General features: G+C 67.8%; 12 protein-coding genes. 9 read left to right on the top strand and 3 right to left on the bottom strand.

Annotated elements, in window-relative coordinates:
* Positions 1-58 precede the first annotated feature (58 nt).
* Both AB0I19_RS02440 and AB0I19_RS02435 read left to right on the top strand, forming a co-directional pair.
* Positions 59-940, top strand: coding sequence for a nuclease-related domain-containing protein (locus AB0I19_RS02440; protein ID WP_243749953.1), 882 nt, complete (start codon positions 59-61; stop codon positions 938-940).
* Positions 941-962: 22 nt separating this feature from the next.
* A complete protein-coding gene (locus tag AB0I19_RS02435) occupies positions 963-1,613 on the top strand; it encodes a phosphatase PAP2 family protein (protein ID WP_357143568.1) in 651 nt (216 codons plus the stop codon).
* Here the strand turns inward: AB0I19_RS02435 and AB0I19_RS02430 are convergent.
* Positions 1,528-3,459, bottom strand: a complete 1,932-nt coding sequence (locus tag AB0I19_RS02430; protein ID WP_357143566.1) for an acyl-CoA dehydrogenase — start codon at positions 3,457-3,459, stop codon at positions 1,528-1,530. The two genes, AB0I19_RS02435 and AB0I19_RS02430, sit on opposite strands and share 86 nt — an antisense overlap.
* A 101-nt stretch (positions 3,460-3,560) precedes the next feature.
* Here AB0I19_RS02430 and AB0I19_RS02425 point away from each other — a divergent pair, with 101 nt between their 5' ends.
* From AB0I19_RS02425 to AB0I19_RS02415, 3 genes are read left to right on the top strand one after another with little or no spacing between them, the layout of a single operon-like run.
* Positions 3,561-4,208: a TetR family transcriptional regulator gene (locus tag AB0I19_RS02425; protein WP_181698864.1), complete on the top strand. Its 648-nt coding sequence runs from the start codon at positions 3,561-3,563 to the stop codon at positions 4,206-4,208.
* Positions 4,209-4,210: 2 nt separating this feature from the next.
* Positions 4,211-5,128, top strand: a complete 918-nt coding sequence (locus AB0I19_RS02420; protein WP_357143564.1) for an ABC transporter ATP-binding protein — start codon at positions 4,211-4,213, stop codon at positions 5,126-5,128.
* A complete protein-coding gene (locus AB0I19_RS02415; RefSeq protein WP_357143562.1) occupies positions 5,125-6,756 on the top strand; it encodes an ABC transporter permease in 1,632 nt (543 codons plus the stop codon). The genes AB0I19_RS02420 and AB0I19_RS02415 overlap by 4 nt, the downstream gene beginning before the upstream one ends.
* A gap of 35 nt (positions 6,757-6,791) precedes the next feature.
* Here AB0I19_RS02415 and AB0I19_RS02410 read toward each other — a convergent pair whose 3' ends face one another.
* Entirely contained in the window at positions 6,792-8,288 is a 1,497-nt protein-coding gene (locus AB0I19_RS02410; protein WP_357143561.1) for a sugar transferase, read from the bottom strand.
* A gap of 486 nt (positions 8,289-8,774) precedes the next feature.
* Here AB0I19_RS02410 and AB0I19_RS02405 point away from each other — a divergent pair, with 486 nt between their 5' ends.
* Genes AB0I19_RS02405 through AB0I19_RS02390 form a run of 4 tightly spaced genes read left to right on the top strand, consistent with a single transcriptional unit; the run spans position 8,775 to position 12,473 of the window.
* Positions 8,775-10,016 carry a class I SAM-dependent methyltransferase gene (locus AB0I19_RS02405; protein ID WP_357145087.1) on the top strand — a complete coding sequence of 414 codons (1,242 nt, stop codon included), beginning with the start codon at positions 8,775-8,777 and terminating at the stop codon, positions 10,014-10,016.
* A complete protein-coding gene (locus AB0I19_RS02400; RefSeq protein WP_357143559.1) occupies positions 10,013-10,789 on the top strand; it encodes a glucose-1-phosphate cytidylyltransferase in 777 nt (258 codons plus the stop codon). The genes AB0I19_RS02405 and AB0I19_RS02400 overlap by 4 nt, the downstream gene beginning before the upstream one ends.
* Positions 10,786-11,436 (top strand): PIG-L deacetylase family protein, encoded by a 651-nt coding sequence (locus AB0I19_RS02395; RefSeq protein WP_357143557.1) that lies wholly within the window; start codon positions 10,786-10,788, stop codon positions 11,434-11,436. Before AB0I19_RS02400 ends, AB0I19_RS02395 begins: the two co-directional genes overlap by 4 nt.
* Positions 11,437-11,438: 2 nt before the next feature.
* Positions 11,439-12,473 carry an SDR family oxidoreductase gene (locus AB0I19_RS02390; protein WP_357145084.1) on the top strand — a complete coding sequence of 345 codons (1,035 nt, stop codon included), beginning with the start codon at positions 11,439-11,441 and terminating at the stop codon, positions 12,471-12,473.
* On the opposite strand, the gene rfbC is transcribed toward AB0I19_RS02390, so the two are convergent.
* On the bottom strand, positions 12,451-13,014 hold the full coding sequence (rfbC, locus tag AB0I19_RS02385; protein ID WP_357143555.1) for a dTDP-4-dehydrorhamnose 3,5-epimerase: 564 nt from the start codon (positions 13,012-13,014) through the stop codon (positions 12,451-12,453). The genes AB0I19_RS02390 and rfbC overlap by 23 nt on opposite strands.
* Positions 13,015-13,022 lie beyond the last annotated feature (8 nt).

The raw sequence follows: 13,022 nt of genomic DNA, 5'->3' as shown, positions 1-13,022 counted from the left end.
ACGGTTCTCGGCTTGCGGCGCCACCGACCAAGAAGGGCGGACCTCCATGCTCGTGCGCGTGCAGAATGCGGCAGGCACCGATGCCGAGCGGGCTCTGATCAATTGGCTGCGCACCTGGAAGGACCCGTCGAGTCCGCACGGTGTCGCCACCATCAACTGCAGCCTGTTCCACAACGATCGGCTGCACCAGTTCGACGCGGTGGTGTGGACGCCGACCAGCTGTGTGGTGATCGAGGCCGAAACGTTCACCGCCACCCAGCACGGTGTCCTCGAGATCCCGCTCAACGGCCCGTGGATGGTCTCCGGTGAACTGGCGCAGTTCGCCGGTGGTGAGAAGTCGACGCCGCTGGAACGCTCCAGGGAACACACCTTCGCGCTGCAGGACTACCTCGCCGCGCGGGGGCTCGGACAGCGTGCGGTGCACGGTCTCGGCTTGATCGTGCCGCAGCCCGGCGCCGATATCGACATCCATCAGGGTTGGCACGACCCGAGTTTCGACGTGGTCGTCACCGACGATCCCTACCGGCTCGAGCAGTATTTCGAGGTGCTCGCCGAGAAGGAACACAACCGGTGGACGGCCAACGACATCGCCATCGCGTTCCGTGGCCTCGGCATCCTGCCGTACCTGCCCGCCCCGCAGGATCTGCTCAACGAGGGCTTCCTCGGGCCGATCGATGTGACGCTGTGGCACGGCGGGCCCACCCAGGCCCAGGCCGAGGCGTACGCGGAGGAGCAGGCACGGCTCGAGCAGGAGGCGCAGTCGCGGCGCGGTCTCGTCGCACCCTGGTACAGCCCGTGGAAGCTGTATCCCCGGGTCGGTGGCGATCTCGATTTCGGGCGCGCGTTCCTGCGGATCACCCTCGCCGTCGGCATGATCATCGCGATCGTGTGGGTGCTGTGGTTCGTGGTCACCGCCGTGCTCACCTACGGGCCTGCCTGAGCCGAACGCTATCGTCGGGGCCGTGATCCACCCCGGCCAGGCACTTCGCACAACCGTCCTCGCGGCCTGCGCGAGCGTCACCGCTCTGATCCCGCTGACGTTTCCGGCCGACGACGGGGCGACCGATATCGACCGGGCGATCGCCGAGCCGGTGCAGCGTTCGGTCTCCCCCGAATGGGGCTCGATTCTGGTGTCGCCGAGCAACGGCGCGACCGTGCTGATCGGGTTGCTGGGGTTTTGCTGCTGGTTCCTGGTGCGGCGCCAGTGGTCGCGCGCGGCGACGATGCTCGTCGTCCCGGAGGTCGCGGTGACGATCAATACGTGGTTGTTGAAACCTTTGTGGGACAGGCAGTTACACGACTATCTCGCCTATCCGAGCGGTCACACCGTCCACTTGGTCGCGGTCACAACGACATTCGCGTGTCTGGTGACGAGCACCCGGGCGCGGCTTGTGGTCGCCGCGCTCACCGCGCTGATGCTCGTCCCGGTCACCCTGGGGATGATCGAGCGGGGCTACCACCACGCCACCGATGTCTTCGGTGGCGCGGCGGCAGCGGTCACCCTCGCCGTGGCGGGGGTGTGGGCTGTCAGGTGCGGTCGAAAACGCTGGCGTCGTGCAACATCTCGGCCCGCAGCATCGACTCCGGCACACCCATCGCCTCCACCAGCGTGAGAGCGTCGGGACGCAGCCGGTCGACGAGCTCGTTCACTCCGCGACGAACCGCCTTGGCCCGCTCCACCGACATGAACCGGTGCATGATGTACCACGACAGGTTTTCCTCCAGCGAGGAATACACGTAGAGGTCGCAGACGGTTTCGGCCAGTGCCCTGGCATCGGGATCCTCGATGGTGGCGATCCCGTCGACGAACTCCTCGAGCACCAGCCGGTCGATGTGGGCGGCGCCTGCGGCGAGGATGTGGTCCTGGGCGTTGTTGAACGCCTCGAACGGACCGGTGTCCTCGGCGCGGGCCCGCAGCCGGTGCGCGGCGGTGCGCAGCAGGTAGTCCTCACGGTCGGCGAACAACTGCAGCTGCACGTCGCGCTTGGACAGGTCACCCTCGTCGACCGATTCGTCGTTGCGGTCGCGCAGCGTCTGAATCAGTTGGCGCACACCGGTATTGCGGCGGACCACGTCGCCTGCCATCGTCGCGGCGAAGCGCACCCAGCCGAGTGCGTCCAGGTCGCGGACCTCGTCGGCGTAGGCGGTGAGCAGTTCCTTGGCGACCAGCTGGGTGAGGACCACATTGTCGCCCTCGAAGGTGGTGAACACGTCGGTGTCGGCCTTGAGCGTCACGAGACGATTCTCGGTGAGATACCCGGCGCCGCCGCAGGCTTCGCGGCATTCCTGGATGGCGCGCGTGGCGTGCCGGGTCTGGGCGACCTTCAGACCCGCGGCGCGCTTCTCCAGCGAACGCTGCGCACCGGGCTCGATCTCGGCGCCACGCTGGACCAGGTCCATCCGGCGCACCAGGTCGTTCTGGGCGAAGGCCAGCGCGAACGACTTCGCCACCAGCGGCAGCAGCCTGCGCTGGTGGCTGCGGTAGTCCAGCAGCAGGGTTTCCGCACCGGTGTCGGGGTCGGCGAACTGACGCCGGGCCAGGGCGTAGCGCACCGCGATGCTCAGCGCCACGCGCGCACCCGCCGCGGCGGCGCCGCCGACGCTCACCCGTCCGCGCACCAGCGTGCCGAGCGTCGTGAAGAAGCGCCTGCTCGGGTTCTCGATCTCGGAGCTGTAGGTGCCGTCCGGCGCGACATCGGCGTAGCGGTTGAGCAGGTTCTCGCGCGGGATGCGCACGTTGTCGAACACGATGCGGCCGTTGTCTACACCGGGCAGTCCACCCTTGCGGCCGTCGTCGGAGGTGGTGACACCGGGCAGGTCGGCGCCGTTCTCGTCGCGGATGGGCACCAGGAAGCAGTGCACGCCCTGGCTCTTGCCCTCGGTGACGAGCTGGGCGAACACCGCCGCCATCCGGGCGTGCTCGGCGGCGCCACCGATGTAGTCCTTGCGCGCCGACGGGGTCGGGGTGTTGACCACGAATTCCTGAGTGGCCGGGTCATAGGTGGCCGTGGTCTCGAGCACCGCGACATCGCTGCCGTGCCCGGACTCGGTCATCGCGAAACAGCCGAGCAGGTCGAGGGAGATGAGTCGCTTGATGTAGTCGCGGTGCCGCTCGGTGCCGAGGTTCTCCACCGCGCCGCCGAACAGGCCCCACTGGACGCCGGATTTCACCCACAGCGAGAGGTCGGCGTAGGCCAGCATCTCGAGACCGGTGACCGCGCCGCCCGGATCGCCGGTGCCACCGTTCTCGGGGCGGAACCCACGCTCGGGGTAACCCATTCCCGCGATCACTCGCATCTGCTCGAGCACCCGTGCACGGGCGTCCTTCAGATCGAGGTCGGGATCGCCGGTGAAGCGGTCGTCCGCGAGCTGGGTGCGTGCCTGTTCCCTGACCGCGCGCCACGGTCCGTCCAGCGCTGCGCGGAGGTGTTCTGCCGTCGTCGATGTGCCGGTAGCCATGCCTTCGACCATAGCCCGGTCGGCGACGTACCGGCGGCGGCGAAACTCCCTCGCACACCCTCTTGTGGACCGATTGAACACTCGTTTAGTATATTGAACATGTGTTTAACCAACAGCCCGTTTCGCAAGGATCCCCCACTGACCTGAGCACGGCCGCGCGCATCCGTGACGCCGCGATCGACCTGTTCGGAGAGCAGGGATTCGGTGTCGGCGTGCGTGCCATCGCCACTGCCGCCGGGGTGTCACCGGGCTTGGTCAATCACCACTTCGGGTCCAAGGACGGCCTGCGCGCGGCGTGCGACGAACGAGTGATCGAGATCATCCGCGACGAGAAGTTGCGGGCCATCCGCGCCACCGGTCCGACCGGGATGCTCGACGCGTTGGCCGAGATCGAGATCTACGCACCCTTGGTGGCCTACATGCTGCGCAGCTTCCAGGCCGGCGGACCGCTTGCCGAGTCGCTGCTCGAGCACATGATCGACGACGCCGTGCAGTACACCCAGACCGCCGTCGACGAAGGCCGCATCAAACCGAGCCACGATCCCGTGGCGCGTGCCCGCTATCTGGTGCTCTGCCATGTCGGAGCCATGAACCTCTATCTGCAGATGCGTAGTCAGCGCGAGGGAAAACTCGACTACCGCAAGGCGATTCGCGAGCTGTCCACCGAACTCACCTTCCCGGCCGTCGAGCTCTACACCCAAGGCATGCTGACCGACCCGTCTCTGCTCGACTCTCTCCTCGAGGAGTAGCAATGCCGTCCCCCACCCAGCAGGTCGTCGAAACCCGGGACCTGCGCAAAACTTTCGGTCGCTTCACCGCTCTCGACGGGCTCGACCTCCAGGTCGGGCCCGGTGAGATCCACGGGTTCCTCGGACCCAACGGTGCGGGCAAGTCCACCACCATCCGCATCCTGCTCGGCGTGCTCCGGGCGACCGGCGGTTCGGCGCAGTTGTTCGGCCGTGACCCGTGGGCCGACGCGGTGTCGCTGCACGAGCGGATCGCTTATGTGCCGGGCGATGTCACGCTGTGGCCGTCGCTGTCGGGCGGGGAAACCATCGACCTGCTCGCCCGCATGCGCGGTGGCCTCGACCAGGCGCGCCGCGCCGAGCTGATCGAGCGCTTCGAACTCGACCCGACCAAGAAGGCACGCACCTATTCCAAGGGCAACCGGCAGAAGGTTGCGCTGGTGTCGGCGTTCTCCGCCGAGGCCGACCTGCTGATCCTCGACGAACCGACCTCGGGCCTGGATCCGTTGATGGAGCAAGTCTTTCAGGAATGTGTGCGGGACGCGGCGGCGCGCGGCGCGACGGTGCTGCTGTCGAGCCACATCCTCTCGGAGGTGGAGCACCTGTGCGACCGGGTGACCATCATCCGCGCGGGGCGAACCGTCGAATCCGGCTCGCTGCGCGAACTGCGCCACCTGAGCCGCACCGCGATCACCGCCGAATTGATCGGCGACCCAGGCGATCTGAGCACGCTACCCGGCGTCGACGACGTGGAGCGTGACGGTTCGACCCTGCGCTGCCAGGTCGACGCCGACAACCTGGGCGCGCTCATCCGGGTACTCGGTGACGCGGGCGTCCGGAGCCTGACCAGCACTCCCCCGACGCTGGAAGACCTGTTCCTGCGCCACTACCACGTCGATCAGCCCGAGAAGGTGCGCGCATGAGCACGCTCACCGCCACCGGTCGATTCACCGGAACATCCCGTGCCGCAGACGAATTCACCGGCACCGGGCAGATGCTGCGGCTCGCGCTACGCCGTGACCGGGTGGTCGCCCCACTGTGGGCATTGCTGATCGGGCTCATGCCGGCGATCCAAGTGGTGTCGATCAAGGATCTCTACTCCACCCAGGAACAGCTCGACAGTTTCGCCACGACGACGGCCGCCAGCCCGGCATTGGTCGCCATGTACGGTCCGGTGTTCAGTTCGGCCCTCGGATCGATCGGCACCTGGAAGGCCGGGGCCATGTACGCGCTCATCGCGATCGCGGCCGTGCTCACCGTGATCCGGCATACCCGGGTCGAGGAGGAGACCGGGCGCGCGGAACTGGTCGGTGCGACGAGCATCGGCCGGTTCGCCGGCCTCACCGGCGCGCTCCTGCTCACCTACGGTGCGTCGGCGGTCGCCGGAATCGCCTGTACGGCCTCGCTGCTCGCGACGGATCTGCCCCTCGCCGGGTCGGTAGCCTTCGGTGCGGCACTGGCCGGGTCCGGTGTCGTCTGGGGTGCGGTCGCCGCGGTCGCCGCGCAGTTGAGCACGGGTGCCCGGATCGCGCGTGGCATCGCCCTGGGATCTCTGGGTGCGGCGTTCGCGGTTCGCGCCGTCGGTGACGCGGGAAACGGTGTGCTGTCGTGGTTTTCGCCGGTGGGCTGGTGCCTGCAGATCCGGCCTTTCGCCCAGGAACGCTGGTGGGTACTCGTGCCGCTGCTCGTCCTCGGCGCCGGTACGACCCTGCTCGCCTACCAACTGCTGCGCACCCGTGATCTCGGCGCAGGCCTGGTGGCCGACCGACTGGGACCGGCCACAGCGGGCGCCGGGCTGTCGGGGCCCTTCGGACTGGCCTGGCGGCTACAGCGCGGGTCGCTGCTCGCGTGGACGACCGGATTCGCCCTCTACGGTCTGCTCATCGGTGGCGCGGTGACGGGCATCGGCGACATGCTCGACGGCAGCGAATCGCTGCGTGATGTCATCACCTCGCTCGGCGGTTCGGACGATCTGGAGAAGTCGTTCATCGCCTACGCGATCGCGATGCTCGCGGCCGCAGCGTCGGCCTACTCGGTGTCGGCCGTGCTGCGGCTGCACGAGGAGGAGAACACCGGTCGCACCGAAAGCGTGCTGGCGGCCGCTGTCGGCCGGATCCGATACGCGGGCAGCCATCTGCTGTTCGCCCTCGGCGGACCGGCGGTTGGCCTGCTGGCCGCCGGGCTGGCGATCGGTGTGGTCTGGGGCGCGACGGGTGGCGACCCGGCAGGCAAGGTCGGCCAGGCGCTCGCCGCGGCGGCCGTACAACTGCCCGCCGTGTGGGTGGTCACCGCCGTCGCGGTGCTGCTCGTCGGCGCCCTGCCCCGGTTCGCACCGCTGAGCTGGGGTGTGTTGAGCGCGATGGTCGTCGGGTTCCTGCTCGGCTCATTGGGCAGCTTCCCGCAGTGGGTGCTCGATCTCGTGCCGTTCGTTCATCCGCCGAAGCTGCCGGGTGCGGAGTTCACCGCCACCCCGATCGTCTGGTTGCTCGCGGTCGCGGGAACCGGTATCGCGGTGGGCTTGTTCGCCTACCGTCGCCGCGATCTGCGCTGAAAGAGACTGAGCCGGTGCGTGTTCGGCGCACCGGCTCAGTACGCGCCCTCGCCCCGGGTGACCACCCCGATGGTTCGGGCGATGAGGGCGACATCCAGCACCATCGACCAGTTCTCCACGTACGACAGATCCAGGCGCACCGAATCCTCCGGTGACAGGTCCGAGCGACCACTCACCTGCCACAGCCCGGTGAGCCCCGGCTTCACCAGCAGCCGCCTGCGCATCTCGCCGTCGTAGGTGTCGACCTCACGCTGCACCTGCGGCCTCGGCCCGACCACACTCATCTCACCGCGCAGCACATTGAAGAACTGGGGCAGTTCGTCGAGACTGTATTTGCGCAGGAAGCGGCCGACCGGTGTCACCCGTGGATCGTCTTTGACCTTGAAGAACACCGGGTTTCCCCCGTGCTCGGCGATGAGCTCGTCGACGGCGGTGTCGGCATCGGGGCGCATACTGCGGAACTTGATCATCCGGAACGGCACGCCGTCGCGGCCGATCCGCTCCGACAGGTAGAACACCGGGCCGGGGCTGCTCAGCTTCACCGCCAGCGCGATGACGAGCAGGATCGGTGCGCTGAGCAGCACCACCATGGCCGCGAAACAGAAGTCGAACAGCGCCTTTCGGGTGGACTTGGCCCGCCCGTAGCGCGGGCGGTCGATGTGCAGCATCGGCATCCCGGCCACCAGCCGGTGATTGAGGCGCACACCGGCGATGTCCACCACACCCGGTGCCACGATCAGGTCGACGCCGAGCGGGTCGAGTTCCCATGCCATGCGCCGCAATTCGGCCGGACCCAGATGGTCGGTGGCGGCCACGGCCACCGAGCCCGCCCCGCTGCGGCGCACGGCGTCGAGGACCGAGCGGTCGTCACCGAGAACCGATGCGCCGCCGAGGGTTTCGACCCGCTCCCCCGGTCCGGTCGGCACGCACACCCCGACCACCCGGTACCCGGAGGCCGGGTCGTCGGTGAACGCTGTAGCCATGGCGTGGGCGGCTTCGGGCGAACCGACGACGAGCACCGCGGTGTGGCAGCGACCTTCGGCCCGCAGGCTGCGCAACTGCCGACGCCAGGCCAGTCGTCCGGCGATCAGGCCGAACAACCCGGCGGGCAGGGCGATGGCCAGGTAGCCACGGGCGAATTCGATGCGGAACAGCAGCGCGAGGATGGCGAGGACACCGAACAGGCGCAGGCTCGCGGATACCAGCCTGCGGAATTCCTCGCTGCCGGTGCCGATCACCTGGGGTGCGCGGGTGCCGTACCCGTGCAATAGCGCGAGCCAGCCGAGTGCGAGGACGAGCGACACCGCCGTGTAGCCGATGTCGTACGGCAAGGGCCAGGCCAGCGTCGAGTCGGCGGGTCCGTCGAACCGCAGCGCCTGCGCGGTACCGACGGCACCGACGACAGCGATGGCATCGGTGACGATCAGGCGCCGCACGAACGCGGTCTGCCAGCTTTCCCGCCGCAAGTCGTGCACCGCGTGCACGCCGGTGACGGCATCCATCTCGCCACTACTGGTGAGCTCGTAGCTCATGAACCGACACACCTCCCCTATCGGGAGTCGAACCCTTCCGATCGCCGGCGACCAGAACGCGACCACTGCGATGGCCGCTACGCCCCTCGATTCGAAACCCGTGGGACGATCGTTACACATCGCCGAAATTCCTCCACATCGAAGCGCAAGCGCCACAACGCGATCCAGAGATTAGCTCAGCGCGATACAGAGCGGTGGACGAGATCGCGGAAAGTCCATGACGTTTCGACATGAAAGCAGGACAACAGATTTCTCGAGTGGGTGACATCACATTCATCACAGGAATGGTCGCCTTCGCCGGAAATTAGCCGATCGCGGTTTCACCTGGCCTGATCCCCGATACGGGCACCGCGGTGTTTCCCAGGTCGCAACATTTTCCGGCGGCTATGGCCTCGGCCGCGCTGTAACGTCTCGTCGCGCAGGACCGAAGTCCGGCATGTCCGGCATCGGCCGCGACAATTCTCGCGTCTGATGAAGGTGGACCCGTTGCAATGTCGGCTGTGTGATTCCGGGCAGCTCACGAGCGTGCTCGACCTGGGCGCCACCCCGGCGTGTGAGAGCTTCCTCGACAGCGAGCGGCTCGAGTCACCCGAAATGACCTATCCGCTGCATCTGCGGCTGTGTGAGCAATGCCTGCTGTTGCAGATCCCGGCGCTGATCACCCCCGAGGACACGTTCACCGAGTACGCCTATTTCTCGTCGTTCTCCGACAGCTGGGTGCGTCACGCCGAGGACTTCGTCGACACCGCGGTGCGGCGTCTCGGACTCGGTACCGAATCGTTCGTCGTCGAGGTAGCGAGCAACGACGGATATCTGCTGCGGCACGCGGTGGCACGCGGTATCCCGTGCCTGGGCATCGAGCCGTCGGTCAACGTCGGTGCCGCCGCCCGCGCGGTCGGTGTGCCGACGGAAACCACGTTCCTGCACGAGGATTCGGCCGCGCGGGTGCGGGCCGAGCACGGACCGGCCGATCTGGTCGTCGCCAACAACGTCTACGCCCACATCCCCGATCTGCGCGGTTTCACCCGGGCACTGCGCACCCTGCTCAGCGACGACGGCTGGCTCAGCATCGAGGTGCACCACGCCCTGAACCTGGTGCGCCACGGCCAGTTCGACACCATCTATCACGAACATTTCCAGTACTACACCCTGCATTCGGCGCAGCGCGCGCTCGCGGTGGGCGGGCTGACGGTCGTGGACGTGGAGTTGCTCGACACCCACGGCGGTTCGCTGCGGCTGTGGGCGCGCCCGGACGCCGTCGCCGAGCCGGGTCCGCGGGTCGCCGAGGTGCTCGACCTCGAACGCGAAGCCGGGCTGCACACTCCCGCCGGGTATCTGGACCTGGCGCCGCGCGCGGAGGCGGTGCGCCAGGAGTTGCTGCGCTTCCTGCTCGACTGCCGTGCGCAGGGCAAGCGGGTCGTCGGTTACGGTGCTCCCGGCAAGGGCAACACCCTGCTCAACTACTGCGGCATCCGACCCGACCTGCTCGAGTACACCGTCGACCGCAACCCCTACAAACACGGGCGCTACACCCCTGGCACCCGCATCCCGATCCATCCGCCGGAGCGCATCGACGCGGACCGGCCCGACGTTGTGCTCGTGCTGCCCTGGAACCTCGAAACCGAGATCAGCGCACAGCTGAGCCACGTGGGCGAATGGGGCGGCGAACTGGTCTACCCGCTGCCGGTGCTGCACCGCGGCGAGCTGGAAACGAAAGTGAATCGATGAAGGTCGTGTTGTTCTGCGGCGGGTACGGCATGCGCATGCGCGGCGGGTCCGACGACATCGTGCCCAAGCCGATGCAGCTGGTCGGTCCCCGACCGCTGCTGTGGCACGTGATGCGGTACTACGCGCACTTCGGGCACAAGGAATTCGTGCTGTGCCTCGGCTACGGCGCCGAGCACATCAAGAACTTCTTCCTCACCTACCAGGAGACGGCGTCCAACGACTTCGTCATCCGCGACGGGCAGGTCGAACTGCTCGGCGCCGATATCAGCGACTGGTCGATCACCTTCGTCGACACCGGGGTGGAGTCGGCGATCGGTGAGCGGTTACGCCGGGTGCGCGAGCATCTCGACGGTGACGAGTTCTTCCTGGCCAACTACGCCGACGTTCTCACCGACGCACCGCTCGACACCATGATCGAGCGTTTCCACGCCTCGGGGGCGGCGGCGTCGATGATGGTCGTTCCCCCGCAGTCGTCGTTCCACTGTGTGGACATCACCGACAGCGGCGAGGTGAAGGACATCATGCCGGTGGCGCGGATGCCGCTGTGGGAGAACGGTGGGTTCTTCGTGCTCAGCCAGGAGATCTTCGATCTGCTGCCACCCGGGGGCGACCTGGTGGCCGACGCGTGCGGCACGCTGGCCGGACAGGGTCGCCTGTTCGGGTACCGGCACCTGGGTTTCTGGAAGCCCGCCGATACGTTCAAGGAGCGCGCCGAACTCGACGACGCCTACCGCAACGGTTCGCGGCCGTGGATGGTGTGGGAGTCGGAGTGATCGGCTTGTTCACCCGTCCGCCGAAGCGGATCGCGGTGCTCGGCGCGCACTGTGACGACATCGCCATCGGCATGGGTGCCACCCTGCTCGCGCTCACCGCCGCCGACCCGGAGGTCGAGGTGCGGGCACTGGTGCTCTCCGGTGGGGGCACCGCACGCGAGGACGAGGAACGCGCGGCCCTCACGGCGTTCTGTTCCGGGACGAAACCGCAGCTCGAGGTGCTCGACGTGCCGGACGGGCGCGCGCCCGCGCACTGGGACCGGATCAAGGACGCGCTCGCCGCGTTCCGCCGCGGTGGTGAACCGGAGGTGGTGTTCGCGCCGCATCGCGGTGACGCGCACCAGGATCACCGGTTGCTCGCCGAGTTGGTGCCCACCGAGTTCCGTGACCACCTGATCCTCGGCTACGAGATCCTCAAGTGGGAGACCGACACTCCGGCGCCGACGCTGTATCACCCGATGGATGCCGAACTGCTGCACCGCAAGTCGCGGTTGCTGCACGAGCACTATCCGTCGCAGACGGGCCGGGACTGGTTCGACGAACAGGCCTTCCTCGGGTTGGCCCGGATGCGTGGCGTGCAGTGTCACGCGCCGTATGCCGAGGCGTTCGTGCTCGACAAAGCGATCATCAGATGGGAACAGACGTGAACATGCGGGTACTTGTCACCGGGCATCAGGGGTACCTCGGCACGGTGATGGTTCCGATGCTGCAGGCGGCGGGCCACGAGGTCACGGGTCTGGACATCGGGTATTTCGCCGAGTGTGTGCTCGGCGAATTCGCCGGTGACCCGGCGGGTCTCGCGGTGGATCTGCGGGAGGTGACGGTCGAGCAGTTGCGCGGGTTCGACTCGGTGATCCACCTGGCGGCCCTGTCCAACGATCCGCTCGGCGCGCTGGCGCCCGAGATCACCTACGACATCAACCATTACGCCTCGGTCCGGTTGGCGCGGCTGGCCAAGGAAGCAGGGGTGCGCCGGTTCCTGTACGCCTCTACGTGTTCGGTGTACGGCGCGGCGGGCGAGGAACTGGTCACCGAACAGGCGCCGCTGCGCCCGATCACGCCCTACGCCGAGAGCAAGGTGCGGGTCGAAGACGATGTGGCGGCGCTGGCCGACGACGACTTCGTCCCGGTATTCCTGCGCAACGCAACGGCTTTCGGGTTCTCGCCGCGACTGCGTGCCGATATCGTGCTCAACAACCTGGTCGGGTACGCGGTGCTCACCGGTGAGGTGAAGGTGCTGTCCGACGGCACACCGTGGCGCCCGCTGGTGCACGCCGCGGATATCGCGACCGCGTTCGCGATGTGCCTGACCGCGTCGGCGGCCGACGTCTCGTGCCGCGCGTTCAATATCGGCACCGAGGTCAACAATCTCACCGTCGCCGAGATCGCCGGGGCCGTGGTGGACGCGGTGCCGGGTTCGCGGTTGGTGATCACCGGTGAGAGCGGTGCCGATCCGCGCTCGTACCGGGTCGACTTCTCGGCCGCGCGCGAGGTTCTCGGTTTCGAGGCGATGTGGACGGTGCCCGCGGGTGCCGAGGAACTGTTCGCCGAATACACGACGCGGGGACTCACGTCCGAGGCGTTCTTCCAGCGTTTCACCCGGCTGCCGCACCTGCGTGGGCTATGTGAGGCGGGTGTGCTCGACGAGCGGTTGCGCCGGATCAGTGCGCGGGCGTCAGCGTAGCGCGCAGCCGCGCCCAGCTGCCCGCGCGCGCGTCCCGGTCGGAGACCACGGTCACCGGCAGCGGCCAGTCGATGTCGAGGTCGGGGTCGTCGTAGGCGACCCCGAGGTCTTCGGCGGGGTCGTGTGGGCGGTCGATGCGGTAGCACACGTCGGCGACCTCGGTGAGTGCCTGGAAGCCGTGCAGGAAGCCTGGCGGCACGTACAGGTGGTGGAACAGCTCGTCGTCGAGGCGGAAGGCTTGCCGCACACCGAAGGTGGGCGAGCCGGGGCGGATGTCGACGAGCACGTCGTGCACCGCGCCGTGCGCGCAACGCACCAGTTTGGCCTCGCCACGACCGCCGCGCCCGTGCATACCCCTGATCACCCCGCGCTTCGACCGCGACTGCGAGTCCTGGACGAATCGCGCTGCGGCACCGTCGATTCCGAGGTGGGCGTCGAATTCTTCGGCGTCGAAGGTGCGGGTGAACAGGCCGCGGTCGTCGCGGAACGGCTCGGGGACGAGCACAACCACATCGGCCAGTTCGGTCGTTTCGATACGCACGAGGACAT

It is taken from the genome of Nocardia sp. NPDC050413 (assembly GCF_040655475.1).
Taxonomy (GTDB): Bacteria; Actinomycetota; Actinomycetes; order Mycobacteriales; family Mycobacteriaceae; genus Nocardia; species Nocardia coubleae.
This window is presented reverse-complemented; position numbering and strand designations above follow the sequence as displayed.

What these genes read in the sequence shown, in the direction of transcription:
- AB0I19_RS02420 (WP_357143564.1), top strand. Translation starts at nt 4,211, where the DNA reads ATGCCGTCCCCCACCCAGCAGGTCGTCGAAACCCGGGACCTGCGCAAA.
- AB0I19_RS02390 (WP_357145084.1), top strand. Translation starts at nt 11,439, where the DNA reads ATGCGGGTACTTGTCACCGGGCATCAGGGGTACCTCGGCACGGTGATG.
- AB0I19_RS02410 (WP_357143561.1), bottom strand. Translation starts at nt 8,288, where the DNA reads ATGAGCTACGAGCTCACCAGTAGTGGCGAGATGGATGCCGTCACCGGC.
- AB0I19_RS02415 (WP_357143562.1), top strand. Translation starts at nt 5,125, where the DNA reads ATGAGCACGCTCACCGCCACCGGTCGATTCACCGGAACATCCCGTGCC.
- AB0I19_RS02430 (WP_357143566.1), bottom strand. Translation starts at nt 3,459, where the DNA reads ATGGCTACCGGCACATCGACGACGGCAGAACACCTCCGCGCAGCGCTG.
- AB0I19_RS02400 (WP_357143559.1), top strand. Translation starts at nt 10,013, where the DNA reads ATGAAGGTCGTGTTGTTCTGCGGCGGGTACGGCATGCGCATGCGCGGC.